General features: G+C 68.6%; 20 protein-coding genes and 1 pseudogene. 8 read left to right on the top strand and 13 right to left on the bottom strand.

Going from position 1 to position 24,043, the window contains the following annotated elements:
- Positions 1 to 158: 158 nt before the first annotated feature.
- Positions 159 to 1,610: a 3-hydroxybutyrate oligomer hydrolase family protein gene (locus ACSMXX_RS09225; protein ID WP_473183549.1), complete on the top strand. Its 1,452-nt coding sequence runs from the start codon at positions 159 to 161 to the stop codon at positions 1,608 to 1,610.
- Positions 1,611 to 1,735: 125 nt separating this feature from the next.
- Positions 1,736 to 1,909 (top strand): CsbD family protein, encoded by a 174-nt coding sequence (locus ACSMXX_RS09220; protein ID WP_473183548.1) that lies wholly within the window; start codon positions 1,736 to 1,738, stop codon positions 1,907 to 1,909.
- A gap of 133 nt (positions 1,910 to 2,042) precedes the next feature.
- Here the strand turns inward: ACSMXX_RS09220 and ACSMXX_RS09215 are convergent, their stop codons facing one another.
- Positions 2,043 to 2,939: an RNA polymerase sigma factor SigF gene (locus ACSMXX_RS09215; RefSeq protein WP_473183547.1), complete on the bottom strand. Its 897-nt coding sequence runs from the start codon at positions 2,937 to 2,939 to the stop codon at positions 2,043 to 2,045.
- A gap of 338 nt (positions 2,940 to 3,277) precedes the next feature.
- On the opposite strand from ACSMXX_RS09215, the gene ACSMXX_RS09210 reads away from it, so the two are divergent.
- The 4 genes from ACSMXX_RS09210 (at position 3,278) to ACSMXX_RS09195 (ending at position 5,641) form a co-directional block, all read left to right on the top strand.
- On the top strand, positions 3,278 to 3,670 hold the full coding sequence (locus tag ACSMXX_RS09210; RefSeq protein ID WP_473183546.1) for an ATP-binding protein: 393 nt from the start codon (positions 3,278 to 3,280) through the stop codon (positions 3,668 to 3,670).
- Positions 3,671 to 3,812: 142 nt separating this feature from the next.
- The gene (locus tag ACSMXX_RS09205) at positions 3,813 to 4,235 is read left to right on the top strand and encodes an STAS domain-containing protein (RefSeq protein ID WP_473183545.1); all 423 of its coding nucleotides are present in this window, start codon (positions 3,813 to 3,815) and stop codon (positions 4,233 to 4,235) included.
- Between the two features lie 173 nt (positions 4,236 to 4,408).
- Positions 4,409 to 4,750 carry an SCO4225 family membrane protein gene (locus ACSMXX_RS09200; protein WP_473183544.1) on the top strand — a complete coding sequence of 114 codons (342 nt, stop codon included), beginning with the start codon at positions 4,409 to 4,411 and terminating at the stop codon, positions 4,748 to 4,750.
- 327 nt (positions 4,751 to 5,077) lie between these two features.
- The gene (locus ACSMXX_RS09195; RefSeq protein ID WP_473183543.1) at positions 5,078 to 5,641 is read left to right on the top strand and encodes an NlpC/P60 family protein; all 564 of its coding nucleotides are present in this window, start codon (positions 5,078 to 5,080) and stop codon (positions 5,639 to 5,641) included.
- Between the two features lie 112 nt (positions 5,642 to 5,753).
- Here the strand turns inward: ACSMXX_RS09195 and ACSMXX_RS09190 are convergent, their stop codons facing one another.
- Complete coding sequence (locus ACSMXX_RS09190; protein ID WP_473183542.1) at positions 5,754 to 6,611, bottom strand: endonuclease I family protein; 858 nt, start codon at positions 6,609 to 6,611, stop codon at positions 5,754 to 5,756.
- A 383-nt stretch (positions 6,612 to 6,994) separates the two neighbouring features.
- Between ACSMXX_RS09190 and ACSMXX_RS09185 the strand changes: the two genes are divergently transcribed.
- Entirely contained in the window at positions 6,995 to 9,415 is a 2,421-nt protein-coding gene (locus ACSMXX_RS09185) for a glycogen debranching protein (protein WP_473183541.1), read from the top strand.
- Between the two features lie 38 nt (positions 9,416 to 9,453).
- Here ACSMXX_RS09185 and ACSMXX_RS09180 read toward each other — a convergent pair whose 3' ends face one another.
- The 4 genes from ACSMXX_RS09180 to ACSMXX_RS09165 all read right to left on the bottom strand — a co-directional run bounded on the left by ACSMXX_RS09180 (position 9,454) and on the right by ACSMXX_RS09165 (position 14,018).
- Positions 9,454 to 10,677 carry a family 1 glycosylhydrolase gene (locus tag ACSMXX_RS09180; protein WP_473183540.1) on the bottom strand — a complete coding sequence of 408 codons (1,224 nt, stop codon included), beginning with the start codon at positions 10,675 to 10,677 and terminating at the stop codon, positions 9,454 to 9,456.
- Positions 10,678 to 10,696: 19 nt separating this feature from the next.
- On the bottom strand, positions 10,697 to 11,602 hold the full coding sequence (locus tag ACSMXX_RS09175; RefSeq protein WP_473183539.1) for a carbohydrate ABC transporter permease: 906 nt from the start codon (positions 11,600 to 11,602) through the stop codon (positions 10,697 to 10,699).
- Positions 11,599 to 12,576 carry a carbohydrate ABC transporter permease gene (locus ACSMXX_RS09170; protein ID WP_473183538.1) on the bottom strand — a complete coding sequence of 326 codons (978 nt, stop codon included), beginning with the start codon at positions 12,574 to 12,576 and terminating at the stop codon, positions 11,599 to 11,601. The genes ACSMXX_RS09175 and ACSMXX_RS09170 overlap by 4 nt, the downstream gene beginning before the upstream one ends.
- 74 nt (positions 12,577 to 12,650) lie before the next feature.
- Positions 12,651 to 14,018 carry an ABC transporter substrate-binding protein gene (locus ACSMXX_RS09165; protein ID WP_473183537.1) on the bottom strand — a complete coding sequence of 456 codons (1,368 nt, stop codon included), beginning with the start codon at positions 14,016 to 14,018 and terminating at the stop codon, positions 12,651 to 12,653.
- Positions 14,019 to 14,335: 317 nt separating this feature from the next.
- Here ACSMXX_RS09165 and ACSMXX_RS09160 point away from each other — a divergent pair, with 317 nt between their 5' ends.
- Positions 14,336 to 15,400, top strand: coding sequence for a slipin family protein (locus ACSMXX_RS09160; protein ID WP_473183536.1), 1,065 nt, complete (start codon positions 14,336 to 14,338; stop codon positions 15,398 to 15,400).
- Between the two features lie 163 nt (positions 15,401 to 15,563).
- Here ACSMXX_RS09160 and ACSMXX_RS09155 read toward each other — a convergent pair whose 3' ends face one another.
- The 7 genes and pseudogenes from ACSMXX_RS09155 to ACSMXX_RS09125 all read right to left on the bottom strand — a co-directional run bounded on the left by ACSMXX_RS09155 (position 15,564) and on the right by ACSMXX_RS09125 (position 24,022).
- Positions 15,564 to 16,652 (bottom strand): class I SAM-dependent methyltransferase, encoded by a 1,089-nt coding sequence (locus tag ACSMXX_RS09155; protein WP_473183535.1) that lies wholly within the window; start codon positions 16,650 to 16,652, stop codon positions 15,564 to 15,566.
- A gap of 1,062 nt (positions 16,653 to 17,714) precedes the next feature.
- Positions 17,715 to 18,005, bottom strand: a pseudogene (locus ACSMXX_RS09150) (hypothetical protein); the annotation flags it as partial.
- 483 nt (positions 18,006 to 18,488) lie between these two features.
- Positions 18,489 to 18,947, bottom strand: a complete 459-nt coding sequence (locus tag ACSMXX_RS09145) for a (2Fe-2S)-binding protein (protein WP_473183534.1) — start codon at positions 18,945 to 18,947, stop codon at positions 18,489 to 18,491.
- A 10-nt stretch (positions 18,948 to 18,957) separates the two neighbouring features.
- Positions 18,958 to 21,252: a xanthine dehydrogenase family protein molybdopterin-binding subunit gene (locus ACSMXX_RS09140; protein WP_473183533.1), complete on the bottom strand. Its 2,295-nt coding sequence runs from the start codon at positions 21,250 to 21,252 to the stop codon at positions 18,958 to 18,960.
- Between the two features lie 402 nt (positions 21,253 to 21,654).
- A complete protein-coding gene (locus ACSMXX_RS09135) occupies positions 21,655 to 21,906 on the bottom strand; it encodes a hypothetical protein (protein WP_473183532.1) in 252 nt (83 codons plus the stop codon).
- Between the two features lie 956 nt (positions 21,907 to 22,862).
- Positions 22,863 to 23,318, bottom strand: a complete 456-nt coding sequence (locus ACSMXX_RS09130; protein WP_473183531.1) for a hypothetical protein — start codon at positions 23,316 to 23,318, stop codon at positions 22,863 to 22,865.
- A complete protein-coding gene (locus ACSMXX_RS09125; RefSeq protein WP_473183530.1) occupies positions 23,315 to 24,022 on the bottom strand; it encodes a vWA domain-containing protein in 708 nt (235 codons plus the stop codon). The genes ACSMXX_RS09130 and ACSMXX_RS09125 overlap by 4 nt, the downstream gene beginning before the upstream one ends.
- Positions 24,023 to 24,043 lie beyond the last annotated feature (21 nt).

Below are 24,043 nucleotides of genomic sequence, written 5' to 3'. Positions count from 1 at the left end.
GCCCGGTCGGGAAGGTGGCGGTCCGTCACGTGTGTGGGGCACGGCGGTGCTCATAGCGTTCGGGCATTCACCACGCCGGGCCGGGCCGATCCCGGCCGTCCGGCCGTCCGGTCGCACGTCCGGACGGCCGGACACAGCCCACCTTGGAGGCCTCGCCGATGACACGGGTCAGCACACGGGCCGCCGTACGCACCCTCCCGTACCGCTTCGCGACCGTCGCGGCACTCTCCGCGGCACTGCTCTCCTTCCCCACGCCGGGCGGTGCCGCGGCCCAGCAACAACCAGACGCGGAGCGGCACTGTGCCCGTACGGACATACCGCAGGTGCCCGGCGCCGAACATCAGAAGGCCGCCTGCCTGGAGGAGTTGACGACGGCCGGGACCGTGGACACCGGTCACACCGACCCCGCCGACTGGGCAGGCCTGACCCCTGAGAAGCTGCCGACGCCGAGCGGGGTGCCGGGCGTCCAGATCGACGGCTATTTCCCGGACACCTCGGCCACCAACACCAACAACGGCTGGGCCCACGACGCCCAGTTCGTGCTGCGGCTGCCCGCGCGCTGGAACGGCGGCCTGGTCGTCAGCGGCGCACCCGGCAACCGCGAGCAGTACGCCAACGACCGTGCCATCGGCGACTGGGCGCTGAAGCGCGGATACGCGTTCGCCGCCACCGACAAGGGCAACACCGGAGCCGCCTTCCACCGCGACGGACGTGCACCGGGTGACGCGGTCGCCGAGTGGAACCAGCGCGTCACGCAGCTCACCCGTGCCGCCCGCGCGACCGTGGCCCACCACTACCGGCGCCCGCCCTCGCGCACCCTGGCCACCGGCATGTCCAACGGCGGCTACCTGGTGCGCTGGCAGCTCGAGAACCATCCGGAGCTGTACGACGGCGGCGTCGACTGGGAGGGCACACTGTGGCGGGCCGGCGGCGAGCCGCCCAACCTGCTGACCTTCCTGCCGCCCGCGTTGCGCCACTATCCGGCGTACGCGGCCGGCGGCCCCGAGGCGGAGAAGGCCAGGAAGGCGATGCACGCTGCCGGATTCCCGAAGGGCTCGGAGTTCCTGTGGCCCTACTTCCACAAGAACTACTGGGACCTCACCCAGCGCGTCTACCGCGAGGAGATGGACCCGGGCTTCGACGGCGCCACCGAGGCGGGCACCCCCTTCTGCGCTCCCGGCGATCCGGACGGCCCGCCGTGCGACGCGGACTACGAGTACGAAGACCGCCCGGAGGAGGTCCGCCGTGCCGTGGCCAAGACCGGACTGACCGGCAGGATCGGCAAACCGCTCATCACCCTGCACGGCACCCTCGACACGCTGCTGCCCATCGGCGAGGACTCCGACGTGTACGCCCGCATGGTGCGCGAATCGGGTCGCGGCGAGCTCTTCCGCTACTACCGCGTCGAGGACGGCAACCACGTCGACTCGCTCGCCGACACCTACCCCGGCCGCCTCCGGCCGCTCACGCCGTGCCACCGCTCTGCCTTCACGGCGCTGGAGCGCTGGCTGGACGACGGCCGGCAGCCGCCGCCCCCCAGCCGTACGGTGGCCAGGCCCGAAGGGGCGTCGCAGGCAGAGTTGTTGAGGAGCTGTCCGCTCAAGAAGTGACCGTGGGAGCCGGCTTCGGCAGACCGGTGCGCGCTGCACGCCCCGCCACAGCTGTGTTTCAGGCGTGCGCCACGGGCACCCGGAAGGGGAATCAGCAATGAATCTCGTGGGGAGGAGGACTCACCGTGAGTGCTGAGAGGAAGAACCAGGCCAAGGGCGACCAGCTCAAGGGCAGGTTCAAGGAAGCCGTCGGCCGCACGCTCGGCAACGAGAGGCTGGAGGCGCGGGGCCGCTCTGAGCAGTCGAAGGGCGACTTCCGGCACGCCGCGGAGAAGGTCAAGGACGCCTTCAGGCGCTGACCGTCTCCGCCCGGAGAGCGAGCGCGGGCCCGCGACGACGAGATCGTCGCGGGCCCGCGCTCGCTCTCCGGGCTCTGCGTCCAAGCGCGCTCCCGGCCTCCCGAAGTGGCGGGCCGGGAGCGGCACTCGGCGCTCAGCTGCTCGTGAGCAGGCCCGCGCGGAGCCCCGTGAGCGCGCGGCTCAGCAGGCGCGACACATGCATCTGGGAGAGGCCGAGCTCCTCGCCGATCTGCGCCTGGGTCATCTCCTCACCGAAGCGCAGCTCGATGATCCTCCGGTCGCGCTCGGAGAGTTCGGCCAGAAGCGGCTTGAGGGCGTGGAAGTCCTCGACCAGATCCATGGCTTCGTCGCGCTCGCCCAGCACGTCCGAGAGGGAGGCCTCGCCCTCCTCGTCGTTGACGGTCGCGTCGAGCGACGAGGAGTTGTAGCCGTTGGCCGCGACCTGGCCCTCGACGATCTCCTCCTCGGTCACGCCCAGATGCCCGGCCAGCTCGCTCACACGCGGCGAACGGCCCAGCTCGGAGGTGAGTTTGTCGTTCGCCCGTGCCAGGTCCATGCGCATCTCCTGCAGGCGGCGCGGCACCCGTACGTCCCAAGTGGTGTCGCGGAAGAAGCGCTTGATCTCGCCGACGACGTAAGGGATCGCGAAGGTGGTGAACTCCACCTCGCGCGACAGGTCGAAGCGGTCGATCGCCTTGATCAGGCCGATCGTGCCGACCTGGACGATGTCGTCCATGTCGTCGCCCCGGGACCGGAAGCGGCGCGCGGAATACCGTACGAGCGTCAGGTTGATCTCGATGAGGGTGTTGCGCACGTACTGGTACTCGTGCGTGCCCTCTTCGAGGACGGTGAGCCGGTCGAAGAGCGACTTCGACAGCTGGCGCGCGTCCTCCGGGGCGAGCTTCTCCGGCTCCTCTATCACGGGCAGCTCGTGCGATGCGCCTCCGGCTGCCCGCCCTTCGAGTACGGACGGCCCGCCGGCAGTGGCGTCCTCCGTTGTCGTCGTGACGGTCGGCGTTGCGGAAGTCATCGCGTGGACCTGCCCTTCAAGTCGTCGGAACACGTCGGGCTGTACCGCCTACCCCGCATCACTCCGAACAAGCCCCCGGCAGCGAAGTGTTGTGACGTATCACCCGTTTTGTGATGTCTTGTTGGCCGCGCAGACGGCCAGTTGGCATGAGCCGTCCGCGGTTGGGCAAGCGGATCTGGGACCGACTTTCCGGCTACGACGTGCGCCCCGTTCGTCCGTACGAAAACGGCACGGACACGCGGCGCCCGTCGGCAGACAGCGTCCTCGGCGGAGGACGGGAGGTGATGCCTGTGCCCGCGGGTCAGAGCCTTACGGCTACAGGCGACGGGGAGAAGCAAGTGCTGCTCGTCGATTCCGTGTGCACGGACATCGGACAGGCGCGCAGGGCCGTCGAGGAGCATCTCGCGCACGCGTGCGCCTGGGTGGACCTGGGCGGCGTGCTCCTGGTGGTCTCCGAACTCGTGACCAACGCGCAGCGCCACGCCCGCGGCCGGTGGGAGCTTCGGGTGCAGGCCGAACGGCACCGCGTCCTGGTCGAGGTCACGGACACGGTGCCGCTGCCGCCGCGCGGGCGGCCCGGCAGGCTCGACGGCAGCGGCGGCTGGGGCCTGCGCATCGCCGAGGAGTGCGCCGACACCCTTGAGGTGCTGACCTCGGCGAGCGGCAAGACGATGCGTGCGCAGTGGCTGCACCCGGCCGGGCCGGCGCGACGCTGGCCTGACCTCGCCTGACGCACGCCTGACCCGCGCCCGACCGCGACTGACGCACGCCCGACCCGCGCCTGACGCATGGCGACGATCCCTTACGTCCCCGAAGGCGCAGCTCGTGCCGGTTGAGCCCGGGACGGTGCGGTGTGTGACAAGGTAAGACGCTGTGACGACCGGTGACGACGCGACGGGCCCGGCCCCGGCGCAAGGGCAGAACGAGGAGTACGAGCGAGCCCGGGCCGGCGGCGCGGGCCCCGTGGCATCGCGGCGGCGTCAGGGGGGCGTGGAGGTGCTGGTCCTCGCCGGGGAACTCGACCTCAACTCCGTTCAGGACATCGCTCCGGTGCTGGACGAAGCGCTCGCCGCACAACCCGGAAGGCTGGTTGTGGACCTCTCGCGGGTCGGGTTCGCGGATTCCTCGGCGCTCAATCTCCTGCTGCGCACCCACACCCGTACGTCGCTGCACCTGGGCGGACCACTGAGCCCGTTCGTGGAGCGGCTGTTCGAGGTGACGGGGATCTCGGGCGTCCTCAATCTGCACCCCACAGTCGAGGACGCGGTACGGGCCGCGGCGCCGCCCGGCGGGTGACGCGTCGTCCGGCGTCCCCCGGGGCGCGGGAGTCACCGCAACCGCGCGGGCAACAGGAGCCGCGGATCTGAGTACATGTACTCATGCGCCCGGGCGGCACGAGGGCGGAGGATCGCCCCGAGCGCCCAACCGTCGTCTCCCATGACATCTCCCTCGACCCGGGAAGAGCGAGCATGCCGGACCGCAGGAACTGGAAGCGAATTCTTTCGGCGGCGACGGACAACTGGCCCTCCCGTGGCTATCTCGCCGTGTGTGCGGTATTGCTGATCTGGACGGCCGTCGATGCCGCTTTCGCGAACACGGAGGACGCGTCCTTCGCGGGAGTGTGGCCGATTTTCGCGACGTTGCCGACGAGCTTTCTCGTCGTTCTGCTGGCCGGCGGAATCGGTTTTCTGCTGCCGTCGGCGGTGACTCTGCCGCTCTTCTTGATCCTTCTCGCGGTGGCGGCTCTCATCAATGCGACGGTGCTCGGGATGCTGCTGCGCTGGCAGCGTAACCGCAGATCACAGGCCTGATCCGGGCGCCTGCGGCTTTCCACCGGCAAGACGCCCGGATTCCTCGACTGAGGCTTTGCAAGGAGCTCCTGAAGCAACCCCTGAAGGAACCCCTCAAGGCGCCCTGAGCGAGCGCCGGTTGCCCAAGTCTGAATTCGGCGCCTGACATTCGTCATCCATTATGACGGTTGCCCCGGGAAATCTTGACGTGCTCACTTCAGTGACCCTAGTGTCCCCGGCGTCGGGCAACGGGGCCGTCAGACAGGTGAGAGTGATGAGGAACCTCTGGTCCCGTGAAATGCCCGGCTGTCAGCCCGTAAGGGAAATCAGACGAGACACGGGGAACACATGAACCGCAAGTTGCGCATTGTTCTTCCCATGGTCGCGGGGGCCGCCGTACTGGCACCCCTCGCGCCCATGGCCACGGCCGGCGACTCTCCGGCCGACGCCGGCAAGTCCCAGGTGCGCGAGGCGAAGGCGGACGCCGGTGCCCAGGCGGCGATCAGCCGCGACACCGTCATCAAGCGCGCCAAGACCTGGCTGACCGCCGTCGACGGCCACCAGGTGCCCTACAGCCAGAGCAAGACGTTCGGGGGATACCGCACGGACTGCTCCGGCTACGTGGCGATGGCGCTCAAGTACGGGAAGCCGGGCACGAACACGGTGGGTCTGGCCTCCTCGCAGTTCACCAGCAAGATCAAGATGTCGCAGCTGAAGAAGGGCGACCTCATCATCGACGCGAACGGGAGCAACACCACCCGTCACGTCGTGATCTTCGAGAAGTGGACCAGTTCCGCCAAGAAGTCCTACCGGGCCTACGAGCAGCGCGGCGGCCACGGCACCGACCACAGCACCCGCAGCTACGGCATCGGGAACGACGAGTACGACGCCTACCGGCCGAAGAAGTACTGACTCGCCCGTTCCGCACGCGCGACCCCGCGACTGTGCCCTCGTCCCGCAGCGGGACGAGGGCACAGTGCTGTGATCAGCGGGACGGAAGGACGGACTCGCTTCCCGTCTCTGTCTACTTGTAGATCTCCGCCACCCACTCCGGGTGGTCGATGAACGGGTTCCGGTTCTTCTGGATCTTGTCGAAGATGACCTGGTTGCGGTTCTGCTCGAACTTGTCGGGCGGGTCCGCCTCGTTCCACTCCTTGAGGACGGACAGCCGCCCGTGATTGGGCTTGGAACCGTTGTTGACGTCGTCGTTGGCTTCCAGGTCGGGGAACTCGCCCTCGCCCTCGTAGCGCACGTCCATGTAGAGGATCATGCGGGCGACGTCGCCCTTGACCTCGTCGCGCGGCTCGAAGGAGTCTTCGTCGGTGAAGCTGCCCGGCGCGCCCTCGACTTCCTCGCCGCCCTTGTCGAAGTCCTTGCTCCCGCGGATGCTGTTGACCTTCACGTTCGTCGGGCGCAGATGGTGGACGTCCGTACCGGGGCCGTTGGCCGTGCCGAAGTCGCCGTGGGACTTGGCCCAGGTGTGCTCACGGTTCCACTGGTCTTCGCCGCCGCCGTTGGAGTCCTTGGAGACGGACTTGCCGCTGTAGAGCAGGATGACGTTGCCGGTGTTGTCCGGGTCCTGGTCGGTCTGCTTGAGCGCGTCCCAGACCTCGTCGTACGAGAGTGTGGTGACGTCCTTGCTGATGATGCCGTTCAGCGCGGTCTTGAGCTCTTCGCCGGTCTTGCCCTCGGCGTCCTTGTAGTAGTCGTCGTCTTCGGCGGCGCTGAATGCGGACTGCGCGCCGGCGGCCCGTGCGGAGGACTTGTCCGGTGCGGTGGCCGTGCCCGCGGAGGCGGGAATCTGTACGACGGCGGCTATGAGCGCGGTGCCGGCGAGTGCGCCGAGCGTTCTGCGGCGCGCTGCGGAACGTATGAAGTCCACGTTGGCGTCCTCTCCCCGAGGATGTGGCGCCGCGTGCGCAATGTGGGGGTCGCAGCACGGCACCGGCCGAAGGGTGATCGGCCGCTGCGAAGCTTTCCATTGCCTCGAACACCAATGCGGGACGGATGTGAAACGGTGCTGTGAAGAAATAGTGAAGGATAGCGCGCCGTCACCCAGGGCTACTTGCGCTTCACCCCGCCAACACCCCCGCGAGTAGGCGCTGTTGGGCAGACGGCACACCGCAAGGTGTTCCTGAATGTTGCGGGAAGTCTTTACAGTCCTGCGCGGCGCCGTTACGTTCCCTTCAAGTTCCCGCCCGCAGACGGGAATCGAGTCCGGCTGCTGGCGCGTGCGGCCCTTCCGACCGACGTGAAGGAGCCGTTGTGCGTACGCGCATCCCGCTCGTGTTGTCCGTCCCGGCGTGGTGGCCGCCTGCCGCGGCCCGCCACAGGGCACCTCTCCTCGCCGTGCTGGCGGGCCTCGTTCTCGCCCTGCTCGCCGCCGTACTCGGTCTCCCGCCCGCCGACGGCCAACGCGCCCTCGCCGCCGGGGAGAAGGCGGAGAACGCACAGACCACCCTCGGTGCCCACTACGACGCCGCTGCCGAGAACATCACCTTCCGGGTGCACTCCTCAGCCGCGACGCGGATGGTCGTCGCGCTCTACGCGAAGCCCACGGGCGCCGAGGAGAACGGCAGCCTTCCGCTGAAGAAGGAGGAGGGCTCCGACGGGACGTGGACCGCCACGGTGAGCGCCCGCGAGCTGAGCGACAAGTACGGCATCGACGGCACCGTCTACTACGGCTACCGCGCCTGGGGCCCCAACTGGCCCTACGACGAGGACTGGACGAAGGGTTCGGAGGCGGGCTTCGTCTCCGACGTGGACGGCGAGGGCAACCGGTTCAACCCGAACAAGCTGCTCCTCGATCCGTACGCCCGCGAAGTGAGCCACGACCCGCTGCGCGAGGGGATGACCGACAAGGGCGTCTACGGCTCAGGGCCCGGGCACCGCACCGAGGACAGCGGCCCGCAGGCGCCGAAGGGCATCGTGCTCCCACAGACCAGCGCCGGCGACGGAGGTACGGGCGAGAAGCCGCAGCGCGCGCTCAAGGACGACATCGTCTACGAAGCGCATCTGCGCGGCCTGACGAAGAACGACAGCAGCATCCCCGCCGACGAGCGCGGCACATACAAGGGTGCGGCGGCCAAGGCCGGGGAGCTGGCCGAACTCGGCGTGACCGCCGTGGAGTTCCTGCCCATGCAGGAGGCCCAGAACGACGCGAACGACGCTGACCCCGGCAGCAGCGCCGACGACAACTACTGGGGCTACGTCACCGACAACTTCTTCGCGCCCGACCGCCGTTACGCCGCGGACGACTCACCCGGCGGCCCCACACGCGAGTTCCGCGCCATGGTCAAGGCGTACCACGACGCCGGAATCAAGGTCATCGCCGACGTGGTCTACAACCACACCGGCGAGGGCGGCCCCTGGAAGGAAGGGGACAAGAACACCTACGGCGTCCACTCCTACCGCGGCCTGGACAACCCGACGTACTACTCCCTGACCGACGACCGGCAGGAACCCGTGGACAACACGGGAGTCGGCGGCAACTTCAACACCTACAACCCCGTCGCGCAGAACCTCATCGTGGACTCCCTCGCCTACTGGAAGGACGTACTCGGCGTCGACGGCTTCCGGCACGACCTCGCCCCCGTGCTCGGCAACACCTGCGAGCACGGCTGCTTCAAGTACAGCGCCACCGACCCGGATACCGCGCTGAACCGCATCACCGATGAGATGCCCGCGCGCGGGCCCGACGGCGGCGAAGGCACCGACTGGATCGCCGAACCGTGGGCGCTGGGCGAGGGCACCTACCAGATCGGCAATTTCCCCGCGGGCTGGTCCGAGTGGAACGGCAAGTACCGCGACACTCTGCGCACCGACCAGAACAAGCCGGAGGACGAAGTCACGCCGGGGCAGCTCGCCACTCGCTTCGCCGGCTCCTCCGACCTCTACGGGGACGACGGGCGGCGCCCCTTCAACTCCGTCAACTTCATGGTCGCGCACGACGGATTCACCCAGCGCGACCTCTACGCCTGCAACGAGAAGCGGAACGACCAGACCTGGCCGTACGGGCCCTCCGACGGCGGCTCGGACGACAACATCTCCTGGGACCAGGGCGGCGAGGCCGGAGCCCAGCGGCAGGCCGCCCGCAATGGTTTCGCCTTCCTCATGCTCTCCGCCGGCACGCCGATGATGACCGGCGGCGACGAGGTCCTGCGCAGCACCCGCTGCAACAACAACCCCTACAACCTGGACAACTCCGCGAACTGGCTGGACCACGAGCCCAGCTCCGACCAGCGCACCTTCCGTACGTACACGCAGCGGATGCTCGAATTCCGCAAGGCGCACCCGGCGTTGCGGCCCGCGGACTTCTACGCGGGCGGAGACGCCAACGGCAACGGCATGGGGCAGCTCGACTGGTTCACACCGGCCGGTGCGGCCCCCGATGAGGCGTACTGGAACGGCGCGTCCAACCACGCGCTGGCCTGGCGGATCGACGGCACGGAGTTCGAGGACCCGGCGGACGGGCTGTACGTCGCCTACAACGGGTCGCCCGAAGCCGTGAAGTTCACGCTGCCCTCGCCCGGGGAGGGCAAGGAGTGGCACCGCGTCACCGACACGGGCAGCCCGTCGGAGGGCGACGACCAGATCGCCGAGCCCGGCTCTGAGACCCGGGTCGGCGGCAAGGGCACGGAGTACGAGCTGGGCGGCCGGTCACTGGCGTTGATGATCGCGAAGTGACGGTGATGATCGCGAAGTAGCGGGCAGCGCCGCCCCGTTCAGTCCGCCTCCGTCCGCGCCAGTTCGCGGAAGCGGGCCACGAGCGGGGTGGCGTTGCGGCGCAGGATGTTGCCCGCGTCGCGTTGCAGGTCGTAGAGGCCCATCTGGACCAGCCAGTGGTCGGGCGGTTCGTACGACTCCCGGTAGAGCCAGTCGACGAGGGCGAAGAAGGGGAACCACGTGTAGCCGACGAGGTCCATGCCGTCCGCGCGGAGTCCGCGTACGGCAGCCACGCTCTCCTCCAGCCACGCGAGCCGTTCGGCGGCCGGGCCGCCGCGGCTGGTCTCGGTGAGGAACAGCGACCGGCCGTAGCGGGCGGCGTACGTGTGGAGCAGCTCGGTGAGGCCCTCCGTGCCCGCTTCGACGGGGTGCGGGGTGCCGGTGCCCGGGTCGTGGCGAACGGTGCTGAAGGCCGGGTAGTAGTTCACGCCGATCACGTCGGGCGTGACCGCGTTGTCGTGGAACCACCTCAACTCCTCGTCGGTCACGCCGTGTTCGGTGAGGTAGGCGTACATGGGATGGTGTTCGGCGACTCTGCCGAGTACGAGGTCCAGGCCGAGGAAGCGCCTCTCCTCAAGGTGCTCCCTGGGCGCGGGATGGTGGTCCCCGGCCCAGCGGAACCCGGCGTCCACGTGGACGAACACCGCTTCGGGCTGCACCTGTGCGATCCGCTGCTGCGTGAGCACCATGCCGCGGGCGAGTTGGACGATGAGCTTCACGAAGCCGTCGTCGCCGCGCAGATACGGGGGCCAGCTGCCCTGCTCGCCGCAGTAGACGGCGTTGATGACGGGTTCGTTCAGCGGCGTGTAGTCCTGCAGGATGCCGCGGTAGCGCTCCGCGACGGCACCCGCATAGCCGGCCACGCGTTCCGGGTAGGCCGCGTTCAGGAACTGGTTGTGGAGCCAGAGCGGCGTCCCGTAGTGCATCAGGTCGACGACGCACCGCAGACCGAGCCGGTCCAGGTGCGCGACGACCTCGTCGAGCCACTCCCAGCGGAAGCGTCCCGGCTCCGGTTCGACGAGATACCAGGGGATGCCCCAGCGGATCAGCCCGGCCCCGGCGTCGGCGGCGCGGTCGAGGTCTTCGCGCCACTGCTCGTAGTGCTGGGTGAGCTCGTACTCGTCGAGCCTGCGGTGCCCCGGGGCCTCCTGCGGTACGAAGGTGTTCTCGATGCCGACGGCGAAGTGGAGCCGTCCGTCCTCGAACCAGCGCGGTCCGGTCACAACTCCCGCCTCCTGTCCGTCATTTGAGACCCGTGGTCGCGATGCCCTGCACGAAACTGCGCTGGATCAGCAGGAAGAGCACGATCACCGGCAGCAGGGAGAGCACGGCTCCGGCCATGAGCAGCCCGTACTGGGTGACGTGCTGCCCCATGAACAGTGAAAGCCCGGCGGGCAGCGTGGCCCTGCCGGTGTCCGAGGTCATGATCAGCGGCCAGAGCAGGTCGTTCCAGTTGAACTGGAAGTGGAAGAGGCCCAGCGTCAGCAGTGCGGGACGGGCCAGGGGCAGCACCACGCGCCAGTAGATGCGCCACTCCGAGGCGCCGTCGATACGCGCCGCCTCCTCCAGGTCCTTCGGCAGCGAGAGGAAGAACTGCCGGAGGAAGAAGATGCCGAAGGCGTTGGTCGCTCGCGGGACGATCAATCCGGTGAAGCTGTTGACCAGGCCGAGGTTGTTCAGCAGGTCGTACAGCGGGACGAGCGTGATCTGGAACGGCAGCATCAGCATGATCAGGATGATGACGAAGACCGCCTCGCGTCCTCGGAAGTCGAGCCTGGCCAGCGCGTAGGCCGCCATCGAGTCGAACAGCAGCGAGATGACGGTGACCGCGCCGGCGAAGACGATCGTGTTCCGGTACAGCGTCGCGAAGGGGAGTTCCTTCCAGATGTCGAAGTAGTGCTCGATGGTGAACGACCGCGGCCACAGCGTCGGCGGGCCGGCGACGATGTCCTGCTCGGGCCGGAGCGAGGCCAGCACCATCCAGATCAGCGGCAGCAGTACGGCCATGGCGATGGCCAGCGACGCCAGTACCGTCGTGATGCGCCAGGCCGTCACGAGGTTGCGGGTCTGGCGGGTCCGGCGGGCCTGGCCAGGCCGGCGCGGGGGCCCGGCGTCATCCGTACGGGGGTTGCGCAAGGTTGTCGTCACAGGGTCACCGCCCGCTTGCGGAAGTAGCCGAACTGAAGCATCGACAGCACGAAGACCAGCACCAGCAGCACCCATGAGACGGCTGCCGCGTAGCCGAACTCGTTGCGCTCGAAGCCCACCCGGTAGGTGAAGACCACCAGGGTCTCGGTCTGGAAGAAGGGGCCGCCGTGTGTCATCACGTAGATCTGGTCGAAGGCCTGGAGGGTGCCGATGGCCGCCATCATCGTGATGAGCATGGTCTGGTTGGCCAGCAGCGGCCAGGTGATGCTGCGCAGCCGCTGCCAGGCGTTCGCCCCGTCCACGCGAGCGGCGTCGTGGAGTTCGGGCGGTATCGACTGCAGGCCGGCGAGGTACATCACCATGTAGAAGCCGAGGTTCTTCCAGACCCCGACGGCGATCACGGCGGCCATCGCGTAGGCGGGGTCCTCCAGCCAGCCCTGCTCGGTGGAGATCCCCACCGCCGACAACCAGTCGGTCAGGAGGCCGATGTTGGGGTCGAGGAGGAAGGCCCAGGCGATCGACACGACGCCGAGCGAGACGACGAACGGCAGGAAGACCGCGGTGCGCAGGAACCCGCGCAGAACCATCGCCCGGTTGAGGAAGAGAGCCAGGGCGAGGGCGAGCACCACGCCGACGGGTGTACTGACGACGGCGTACAGCAGGGTGTTCTCCAGGGCGTTCCACGCCTCCGGATCAGCGAGCAGCCGGCGGTAGTTGGCCAGGCCGGTCCAGTGCGCCGCCTGCATCAGGTTGTAGTCCGTGAACGACAGGTACGCCGCCTGGATCATCGGCCAGACGACGAACACGGTCAGCGCGGCAAGGCTCGGTGCCAGGAACAGCCAGGCCGCGCGCGCCTGCCGTCTGCGCTGGGTGGGGCCGCGGCGCCGCGCGGAGCGGCCGGTCCGGGACCGTACGGCAGCATCCGTGTTGCGGGCGGCGCGCGGGACGGCCGCTGGATCGGCTGCCGTTCGCATGTCTGCCTCCCTGGGTGCGGTGACCGGCCGGGCGGTGCCGGCGCCAACCGCCCGGCCGCGTCCGCTGCTTCTGCCTACTTCTGCTTGTCGAGCTGCGCCTGCACGCTCGCGTCGGCCTTCTTGAAGACCGACTCGACGCTGCCCTTGCCGTTCAGCGCACGCTGGAGGGCGGGGTAGAAGATCTGGTCGGAGATCGTCGGACCGTTGACCAGGCCTGGCAGGTAGGGCCGGGCGCTCTTGGTGACGTCGGGGGCGCCGAACGCGGCCGCATGCGGATTGGCCTTGAGCTCCTCGGGTCCGACGTCGGTGCGGTCCGGCGGGAAGCCGGTGCCTTCGGAGAGCTTCACCTGCGACTCCTTGCTGTTCCAGAAGGAGAAGAACTCGTAGGCCGCCTTCTTGGTCTGCGGGCTCGCCTTCGCGCTCACCCCGAAGGAGGTGACCCCGCTCAGCGTCTGCTGACCTTCGGGGCCCTTGAACGGCCGGGTGACGCCGTACTTCACGCCCGCCTCCGAGAAGGACGTGGTCGCCCAGGGGCCGACGATCTGCATGGCGGCCTTCTGCGTCTGGAAGAGCTTGTCGGCGTCGGCGCCGCCCAGCCCGATCGGGGAGACGCGCTCCGAACGCACCTGCTTCACCCAGTACTTGAGGGCGTCGAGGGTCTTCGGGTCGTCCAGCGTGGCCTTCTCGCCGTCCTCGCTGACCACGTCGCCGCCGCCCTGCCAGAGCAGTACGGGGTACATCGGGACCGTTTCGTGGTCGGCGAGGGCGATCGCGTACTGGTCGGGCTTGCCGTCCTTGTCCGTGTCCTTGGTCAGCTTCGGGGCCATCTTCGCGAACTCCTCCCGGGTCTCCGGTGGTTTGTCCGGGTCGAGGCCCGCCTCCTTGAACATGGTTTTGTTCCAGAACAGCATCAGCGTCGCCATGTTGAGCGGGACGCCGTAGTTCTTGCCTTCGAACTTCGAGCTGTCCACGGCGGCGGGCACCAGCTTCGAGGTGTCCATGTGCTTCTTCGAGCTGTAGAAGTCGTCGAGGGGAGCCAGGACGCCCTTGTCGGCGTACTTGGGTATCTGGCCGGCGTCCATCGCGACGATGTCGGGCCCGCTGCCGGAGCTGACGCTGGTCAGCAGCTTCTGGTAGAAGACGTCCCAGGGCATGGGGACCGACTTGACCCTGACCTTCTTCTGCGAGTCGTTGAACTCGCCTATCAGCTTGTCGATCGTCTTCCGGTCGCCGCCGGTGAGGCCGTTCCAGAACTTGAGCGTGACCTTGCCGTTCGCCTGCGCTGCGTCGTCCGAGCCGCTTCCGCTCGCTCCCTGCCCCGTACAGGCGGTGAGCGAGACGGACAGTCCGACGAGGCCGACGAGGGCGACGATGCGAGTGCGGCGGAGCCCTCGCCGGGCAACGGTGCGCCGGGACGGGCCTTCGAGGGTGTGGATGCGCATGGATCCTCCCGGTGTTCGTGCCTGGCTGCCGGAGGCTGCTGGAAGGGACGGGAAGCGTTGCGGCACCTTTATTACAACGTTGCAGTAGGCGTTGTACAGGCTTGTTTCCAGTGGATCTCGGGTAATTCGGAAGCGGTCGCGTTTTGTGAGTGATCCGGTACTCGCCGTGACACGGGCCGCGGGTCCGGCTCGCCGGGCGGTCCGGCCCCGTACACCGGGTACCGGCACATCTCTCGACCGCCGGTCCGCGCGGAGCTACCGTTGACAGAGGTTCTCTCCCTGAATGCCGGGCTTGTACGGCAGTGCAGGAGGCCGTGATGGTCGTCGAGGTGATCGTAGGGCTCGTGATCGCGTTCGCCCTGTACGCGATGGCGGCAGCACGCGTGGTCCGGCAGTACGAACGGGGCCTGGTCTTCCGGCTCGGACGGCTGCAGTCCGGCCTCAAGGAGCCGGGCTTCACGATGATCGTGCCCGGCGTCGACCGGCTGCAGAAGGTCAACATGCAGATCATCACGCTGCCGGTGCCGGCGCAGGAGGGCATCACCCGGGACAACGTCACGGTGCGCGTGGACGCGGTCGTCTACTTCAAGGTCGTCCAGCCCGCCGACGCGATCATCCGCGTCGAGGACTACCGCTTCGCGGTCTCCCAGATGGCACAGACCTCGCTGCGTTCCATCATCGGCAAGAGCGAACTCGACGACCTGCTGTCCGACCGCGAGAAGCTCAACCAGGGCCTTGAGCTGATGATCGACAGCCCCGCCGTGGAGTGGGGCGTTACCGTCGACCGCGTCGAGATCAAGGACGTGTCGCTGCCCGAGACGATGAAGCGCTCGATGGCGCGGCAGGCCGAGGCACAGCGCGACAGGCGCGCGCGTGTCATCAACGCGGACGCGGAGCTGGAGGCGTCGAAGAAGCTCGCACAGGCCGCCGAGCAGATGTCGGAGACTCCGGCGGCTCTGCAGCTGCGGCTGCTGCAGACTGTCGCCTCCGTGGCCACGGAGAAGAACTCCACGCTCGTGCTGCCGTTCCCCGTCGAGCTGCTGCGCTTCCTGGAAGGGCCGCGCGAGACGGACGGCGGCAGCGGCGGCAACGGCGGCAGGTCAGGCAAGGCCGGTAAGGGTAAGGCAGTCAAGGCCGCCAAGGGCGATGGGAAGAAGTCCCTGCCCGAGGCGTCCGGCTCGGACGTGCCCGTACCGGCGGACTACTCACTTCCGCCGGAGGCGGCCGTTCCGGAGGGTCCGGCGCCCGGCGCGATCTCGCCGGACGACGTGCCGGACGACGCGCTGGACGAGCTGCCCGGGGCGGCAGGGGAGCAGCCGTCGGAGGGCGCGGTTCCGGAGGAGGAACCGCCGCTGCCGGAGACCCGCCGCCGGGGCCGGTAGACAGCGGCCCGGCCACCGGAGGGGCCACCCACCGGAGGGCGCACCGGCGCCCGTTCAAGAAGACACCGGCCGGCGCGGAGGCCGAGGGACGGCGGACCGTCCCGGTCGGTTTCCGCGCCGGCCGGCGCAGTGCGGATCTCGTTCGCGGTTCCCCGGTCTGGTCTCAGCCCAGCCGGTGCACCGGGCGTCCGTCGCCCCAGCGCTTGATCGCTTCCTCGTCGGCGAACGCGAGGGCCCGCAGCATGTTGCCGCCGTCCGATGCGAGGACGGACTCCTGCAGGCGCCGGCTGTGCTTGTCGCTGAGCCTCGTCGTTCCGGCCTCGATGGAGTCGCCGTAGAACGGCTCGAAGGCCACTCCCGCGAAGCCCGCCTGGCGGAGCAGCTTGGGCATGGTCTCCCGCGAGTAGAACATCAGATGGTTACGGGTGAACCCGTTCCACTTGGAGCCGAACGCCTTCCGCAGCAGCGAGTCCGCGTTGACGGTGAGGATCATCAGCACGCCGCCGGGCGCCAGCAGGTTGCGGAAGTTGGTGAAGTCGTCGACGGGGCGCGGCAGATGGGCCAGCACCGACCACAGGGTGACGACGTCGAAGCCGCCCGCCGCGATCTCGGGCACGTCCTCGGGGGCACCGAAGTGGGCCGTGGCGGACGTCAGGCGCTCGTTGGCCTCCTTGACGGAGTCCGGCGAGAGATCCACGCCCTGAGCGTCGAAGCCGCGCTCCTCGGCCAGCTCCAGGAAGAGGCCTGCGCCACAGCCGAAGTCGAGCAGCCGCCGCTTGTCGCCCTCCTCGAAGACCGGCTTGAACGCGTCCATGGCCTGGCGGTAGCGACGCTGCCTGTTCGCGGCGTAATTGCCGGTCAGGAAGCTGCTGTAGTTCTTGGAGTATAGGTCGCCGAGGCGCTCGGGCAGGACGTTGGGGTTGCGGTACAGGAACCCGCAGGACGGGCAGCGCACGACGTTGTACTGCCATGCGGTCTTGCCGTTCTTCTTCACCTTGGTCGGCTTGTAGAGCGGCTGTTGCCGGGACTCGCCGCACATGTGGCAGGTGATGAACTCCTCGATCGCGCCGAGCTTGACGCGCGACCGGTATTCATCGAGCGATATCACCGGCGACTTGCGCAGCAGCATCCGCCACTGCAGCTCCCTGAATATTCGTTCGCCCGGCCTGACGTAGACGCGCTGTTCCCACGGAACGCTCGCGTAACGCGAACCGTATACGGCACGGGCGACGGCTCGTTTGGCTGACACCATGGGGTTACCTCTCGGGGACGGCTTTCGCTTCACAGTGTCACCCGGGACCGACTTTATTCAAATAGTGGGTGACGCCTTTGTGCACTGATCGCCCGCTGCTTCTTCCTGAACGGCCTCAACGACCCCTGAAGGATGCCTCAGTGGTGAGATAAATACCGTTATGTCCGAATCACCTGAGGGGTTGGTCCTGATTTGACGTGCTGTTACAGAGGTGCAGCATTCGGTTCTCCGGTGGATGTGCGGGCCTGGTGGAATTCGCGGAATCCCTGTAGCCGGGAGTGGACGGTGCGTGTTCTTCCGCAGTCTCAGCAGGGCATTCCAACCGCTTTCAACTCATGAATGAACCGCTGAATCAGGCGCTGCGGGGCGACGTCCTCCGCTTGTGTAGGCGTCCCGGTCCGGTTCCATCCGGCGCGTCATCTTCACCGGCCGGTCAATCCGTGCACACGGCAGCGGATATGGCAGTCGCGCCATGACCAGCGTGAAGTCCGTGAGAGCGAGAAGCAGGGCCGGCGCGCATTCTACGAATCAGTAATGTGACTCAGAGCGACTGTCATGAGTTGGTAACAAAGAGAGTGGGTGCTACGTAAAGCCAGGTGCATTACCGGGAATTGGGCCCGCGATTGCCGTTCACAGAAGGTCCGGCCCGGCCGGCCCCCGCCCTGGTCCCCGGGGCGGCCCCGGGCGAGGTCGGCCCGGGCCCGGCACCGGCTCCCGGGTGACCCCGGGTCATCCGTCTCCGGCTCCGCCGCGTACGTGCCCGCGCGGGGTGCCTTCCGGGCCCATGGTGGGGCGCCGCCGCCCGGGCGCGTACGCGGGCCGCCGCTGCCCCCTGCGTGCCCGTGGCGCCGCCCGTACGCGACGCGCCCCCTGCCCGGCGTCACAGCGGACGCCGGGCAGGGGGCGCGTCGTTGGCGATCGCGAACTCGCGTCGTGCCGTCCGCGGCCTGCTTCACAGGCCGCGGACGGCTTCGTCGCAGAGTCCGCGCTCCGTGCTCACTTCTTCTCCGTGCGGAATTCCGTGTGAGCCCCGTGATGCGGAGCCGGAACCCCGTGATCTCGTCAGAGCCGGCGGACCCGCGCCGAAATGCCGTGCCCTATGAGGAGGTAGATCAGCGCGGGCAGGCCGTAGTTGAAGAAGACGCGCAGGCCTTCGCTCTCCATCGTGAAGATGTCCTGCGCCCACGCGGCGAGCCAGTCTGCGGAGCCCTTCACGAAGTCCACGAACGGATTCGCCTGGTTCGCCTCCAGCAGGTACAGCATGATCCACAGACCCAGGATCACGGCTGCGATGTCGGCGATCGTGTGGATGACCAGAGCCGCGCGCTGCGCGCCCTCGCCGTCGCGCTGACGGCGCTCCCGGCGCGGAGCCGGGGGCTCCGGGGGCCGCTGCCCGTACCCGTAGTCAGGGGGCGGAGGCGGGCCCTGCGGACCGGGTCCGGGAGGCGGGCCGCCATGACCATGAGGGCCGGGTCCGGGTCCGGGAGGCGGCCCGCCCTGCCGGTAGGCCGGGCCGGGCGGGGGTCCGCCCTGCCCGTGCTGGTGGTACGGCTGCCTGGGCATGGGTTGGGTGTCGCTCACGGGATCGGTCCCTATCCGACGCGGAATCGGCGTCTTGTCGCAGGAGTCTCGTCCAAGGAGAAGAAGCGGTACGGCAGCAGGCGTACGGAGTTCAAGGGGATCAAGGAGACCAGGACGATCAGGCGAGATGCCGCCGGGAATTCCGGTGCCCGCATTCCCTCAGCGCCGTACGGGGGCGGCCGCGTTACTCACGTCACCGCACCCACACATCAGCCCCACCGCACCGTTTGCACACCGGCGCACAACCACCCACAACTACCTCATCATCGACGCCGCCTTCTTGATCGCCTCCCGTATGCGGAAGTACGTGCCGCAGCGGCAGACGTTCGCGATCGCGTCGATGTCCTCGTCCGAGGGGTTCTTCGTCTCACGGAGCAGGGCGACGGCGGCCATGATCTGGCCGGGCTGGCAGTAGCCGCACTGGGCGACGTCTTCTTCCAGCCACGCCTCCTGCACCGGGTGCAGCCTGTCGCCGTCGGCGAGGCCCTCGATCGTCGTGACGTCACCGCCGTCGGCTTCGGACACGGGCACGACGCAAGGGTTCACGGCCCGCCCGTCGAGGTGGCTGGTGCAGGCCTTGCACACGTCGATGCCGCACCCGTACTTCGGGCCGCGCACGCCGAGCATGTCGCGCAGCACCCACAGCAGGGGCATGTCGTCGGGGGCGTCGACCGTGACGCTCTTGCCGTTGACGGAGAAAGTGTGGGTGGGCAACTCGGGCTCCTCAACGCGGGAAGGGGTCGAAGTCGACGTCGAAGTTCACGGGGAAGGAACGCGGCCGGGTCCCGGTCGCACGGGCATAGGCGTTGGCGATCGCGCCGACCGCCGCGGGAACGCCCAGCTCGCCGGCGCCCCCCGGCTCCGCGCCCTCCTCGGCGGGCATCACATGGACGGCCACGTCCCGCGGGCTGTCGTTCTGCCGCGCGTAGTGGAACTGCGAATAGCTGCCCTCCAGCGGCAGCCCGTCCTCGATGTGGAGACCGGCACGCAGGGTCGTGGAGATCGCGTCCGTCAGGCCGCCGAGCATCTGCGCCTCCAGACCGCGCGGATTGACGGGCTTGCCGACGTCGACCGCGATGACGGCCTTCGTCACCCGGGGTTCCTTCGGGTCGCGGGCGTCGATCTCGACGAGGCACGCCGTACGGGACTTGTACTCCTCGTGGAAGCCGACGCCCTGCGCGAAGCCCTCGGGCAGCTTCCGGCCCCACTCGCCGTCCTCGGCGACCTTGTCCAGAACCGCCCGCTGACGCGCGGACTTGAGGAACGAACGTCGGAATTCGACCGGGTCCTTGTCCATCTTCTTCGCCAGCTCGTCGACGACGATCTCCTCGGCGCCACGCGTGTTCGCCGAGTAGACCGACCGCCACGAGGCCGTGGGCATCCGCAGCGGCACCTCGTTGAGCAGCTGCGTCGTGACGCCGAAGTTGTACGGGGACTTCACCGTCGTCAGGAAGAGCGACTGCGCGAGCGTGGCGTTCCCGGCGACGGGCAGCTTCGAGGCGTTCGCGGTGAGGATCTCGCCCAGCCCGTGCCGGAAGTCGGTCTCGACGGCGGCGACCCTGTGCTCGAAGCTGATCACGTTGCCCAGGGAGTGCGTCGCACGGATCTTGTGGTGTGTGGCGGGACGCATCCGCCCGTGCCGCATGTCGTCGATGCGGGACCACATCAGCCGCACCGGACGCCGGCTCTTCTTCGAGATACGGGCCGCTTCCAGCGCCGCGTCGAAGAAGAGCCGCCGCCCGAACGAGCCGCCGCCCTGGACGACATGGACGGTCACCTTCTCCTGCGGCAGCCCCAGCTCGGCGGCGATGGTCTGCTGCGCCACGATCGGTGACTTCAGCCCGGACCAGACCGTCGCGTGGTCGCCTCGTACGTCCGCGACCGCGGAGTTCGACTCCAGCGGTGCGTGACTGACGAAGGCGAAGTCGAACTCGGCGTCGGTGTGGTCCGTCAGCACCGGAGGCACGACGAGGGGCGGGGTGGCGGCGCGGAGCTTCTTGCGTATGCCGTCGTCTGACAGACCGTCGACGGTGCCCTTGCCCCAGTCGACCTCCAGGGCGTCCTTGCCGTCGAGCGCCTGCCCGAAGGTCTCGGCGACGACGGCGACGCCGGTCTCGACGACGACGACGTCGAGCACGCCGGGCATGCCCCGTACGCGGGCCTCGTTGCGCACCGACTTCACCGTGCCGTTCAGCGTCGGCGGCCGGCGCACCATGGCGGGCTTCGCACCGGGAACGTCCAGGTCGAGGGTGTACTCCTGCTGCCCGGTCACGATCGCGCGCGCGTCGATGCGGGAGGTGGGCACACCGACCAGTGAGTGGTCCGACTCCGGCTTCGTCGCCGTCAGTTCGCCGCTCAGCTCCTCGGTGCGCTCACCGGCCGCCGCGGAAGTGAGCGAGGCGTAGGAGGCCTTGCGGCCGCCCGGGCCCACGACCACGCCCTCGCGTACGGACAGATCCTCCGGCTTCACGTCCCACTTGCGGGCCGCCGTCGCGACCATGCGGGCGCGGGCGGCGGCCGCGGTGTGCCGTACGGGTCCGTAGAGCGACCGGATCGAATTGGAGCTGCCCGTGAGCTGGTTGAACAGCAACTCGGGCCGTGCGTCGTCGAGTTGGACCCGTACGTTCGCCAGTGGGGTGTCCAGCTCCTCCGCGACGAGCATCGCCACGGCGGTGGTCAGGCCCTGGCCGACCTCCTCGCGCGGCAGCCGGAAGTGCACCGTGCCCTCTTCGTCGATCTTCAGCACGAGCAGGCCGGACGTCGGCTTGGCGGCGAGGATGAGGACGTCACCGAGATCGAGGATGTCGGCCGGCGCCGGAGGAGACGGCACAGCGGCCTGCGCCTTCGAGGGGGCGGCGGACTCCGAGCCGACGCTCGTGGCCACCGCCAGGGTCGGTGCCGCCAGCAGATAGGTCAGGAACCTGCGCCTGCCGTGCTCCTTGGGGCCGGGGCCGTCGCCGCCGTGGGCGCCGTTGCCATGGACGCCGGTCCCGCCGGCCTCCCCGTCCGCTCCCGCCATGGTGGGCTCCTTCGCAACAGGACGGCTGCCTGCACGGCAGCCCGTGATCCGGCTGTGGGAACACACTTCCGCGCCGCGCCCTGCCGGGCAATGTGCCTTCGGTGACGATTGTGCGTAAGCGTTGGAAACGCGTGATCACACGCGGGGGCCAGGGTGGCGGGGCGTCACCTTGACCGCCCGGGGACGGGCAGCCGGGGCCCGGCACGGCTCTGTCCGCTCGCCTCGCGGACCCTTACGGGCAACTGCCTACGGGGCAGGGCATGTTCGTCCTCTTCGTGCGGCGCGCCCAGCCCGCCCTCCCCGTCGGCCGAGCGGTTCACCGCTCATGAGGCCTGCGGTCCCGCGGTTCCGTGCCGCAGCGGCCCGGAACCGGACAGGGCTCGACGAGCGCCAAGGGGTGACTCACGTGGGGGACGGGTCAGGCTTGAGGTCGTACTCCTTGGACAGGGCGTCGTTCTCGTAGATGCTGACGACGTCGTCACTGATCACGTAGTCGTACTCGTCGTTGTGAGCCTCGTAGCCGTCGACGGTCTCCTCCGCGGGCATCGGGATCCCCTTCTCCCGCTCGTCCTTCCACTCGCCGAAGTAGTAGAGCTCGTCGGTTGCGGTGCGGCAGAGGACGATTCGGTGCTCCGTCGTCGTGTAGGCCTCCACGAGCTCGGACCCCTCGCCGTCGGGCAGTACATCTGCGATGCGGTCGGGGCAGGTGCTTGCCGTCTCGGATTCTCCTGAGTCCGGGGCTCCGGCGTCCGAGGCGCCCGTCCCATCGCATCCCCTCGTGAGGACGCCGAGAAGGAGCCACGCGAAGAGGAGGATCGCGCAGCCTGAAACGCAGCCGCGTGTCTGGTTCGAGGGGGAATTTCCCGTGGAGACAGGGAGAGAGGGCCGGAATGGCGGAGGGGGCGGAGGGGGCGGAGGGGGTGGAGCCGGCTTCGGTTTCGGGGCGGCGGGTGTGTAGCCCGAGGAACCCGCCGAGGGATAGAAGACCCCCTCACGCGAGGGCGTTCCACCCGTCGTCGTGCTCCCCGGGCGGGTGGGACGAGAACTGGTGGAAGGCGACGGCCGCGGCGGCTTCGGGGCCGAACGGGCGGATCCAGTGCCGGTGGGGCCGTGACGGGACGTCGTCCCCTTGGACGTGGACTTTTTCGGAGTGGGCTTCTTGGGTCCGCCGCTCGCAGATGCGGACTTCTTCGCCGTGGCCCCGCCCTTGGCAGTCGCCGGCTTCTTGGTGGCGGCTTTCCACTTCGTACCGCAGGCCATGCAGGAGAGGTCGTCGCGGCTGTTGTTGGTGTCGCACCTGGCACAGCGCCAGGCCCCGGCCGGCCGCGCTTCCGCCCGCTTGGCGGCCGGGGCGGCCGGGCGTTTGGCGGCCGGGGCGGAGGAGCGCTTGCGCGGCGGTGCGGGCTTGTGGCCGGACGTCTCCCGGCCGCCCGGCTTGGCCGGAGGCCGTCGGCTTTCGCAGGCTGTGCAGGACTTCTCGGCTGGATCGTTGTACGTGTCGCAGTCCGTGCACTGCCAGTTGGCTGATGACGCCACTTACTACGATTCCTCTCCCCGTCAGGTGGACCGATTGCCTCGGTTCGCTCGCGGAATCCGGACAGACCGAGCCGTCAGCCCTCGTCCGCCGAGATGCCGGCCATCACGTACTTGAAGAGACCCTCGGATGCGGGGCTCGCGGGAGCGGCGATCCACTCCGGTGAGCCCAGCGGTACACGCTCCAGCTCGGCATCCTCGGATTCCTGCTCCGCGTCCTCGGACTGCGGCTCGGCGGCGCGTTCCGGCACTGCGTGGGTCTGGCGCAGGAAAGCGAGAAGGTCCTCCGCCGCGATCAGGTCCTGCTCGGGTACGGCCACCCGCGTCACCAGGAAGCACTGGGCCGGGCCCTCGGACTGCTTGAAGACGAAGACCAACTGGCGGCTGCCGACGGTGGAGTCCCACGCCTGGAGCGACGCCGAAATGCAGTGCTCGACGGCCACGTCCTGCGAGCCGAAGCCGGTCCACCGGAAAACCAGTACGCCGCCTTCGGTGCATTCGAGTCTGAAGTCCGCCCAGCTCAGTACTCTCACAGGCTGTTCGCGATCGTTTCGATGATCTCGTCCATCTCGAACTCTTCGAGGCCTTCCCCTGCCTTGGAGGCGAAGTGGAGGGTGAGGTCCCACTCTTCGGCGATCGGCTCCGACCACGGATTCGTCTCCGGAGCGAAGAGCACCAGCCGCTTCGCCGACTGCTCCATCACGGCCGTCTGGCTCCTGGCGTAACCCCACTGTTCGAAGAGGTCGTCGATGCTGTGCGGAATGTTCTTGGGGTAGGTCTGCGCCTTCGCTCCGACCGTTCCCAGGGGATGGGCAGGGGCATCGGTGAACATCACGATGACGTGACGCCTGCGGTCCAGCCCCTTCTCCCACGGCGAGTTGACGGCCAGAGCAAGTGCTTCCAAGCCGGATTCGGGGATGTCCCCGCCGCCGGAGGCCGTGATCTCCTGCACGAAGTCCCGGAAATCCCTGGATTGCGACGGGAGTTGAAGGAAATCGGTCTGCTCGATCGCGTCCGACGGGTCGTCGCCGAAGTCTCGGAAGGCGATGACCTTCAGCCGTAGCTGGCTGATCGCCTTGCCCTTCTTTCCCATCACCTCGTCAAGACGCTCATGGAACTGGAGCGCACTCGACTTCACGGTCTCCAGTACGGGGGACATGCTGGCTGTGGCGTCGATGCACAGGACGATGTCCACGGCGTACTGAAGGTTGCCTTGGTACTTCTCGAGGGCACTCATAGGGATCTCCTTCTGCTGTGT

The organism is Streptomyces sp. DSM 116795 (genome assembly GCF_055792905.1).
The sequence above is the reverse complement of the archived record's forward strand: the minus strand, read 5'-3'. Positions and strand labels throughout refer to the sequence as shown.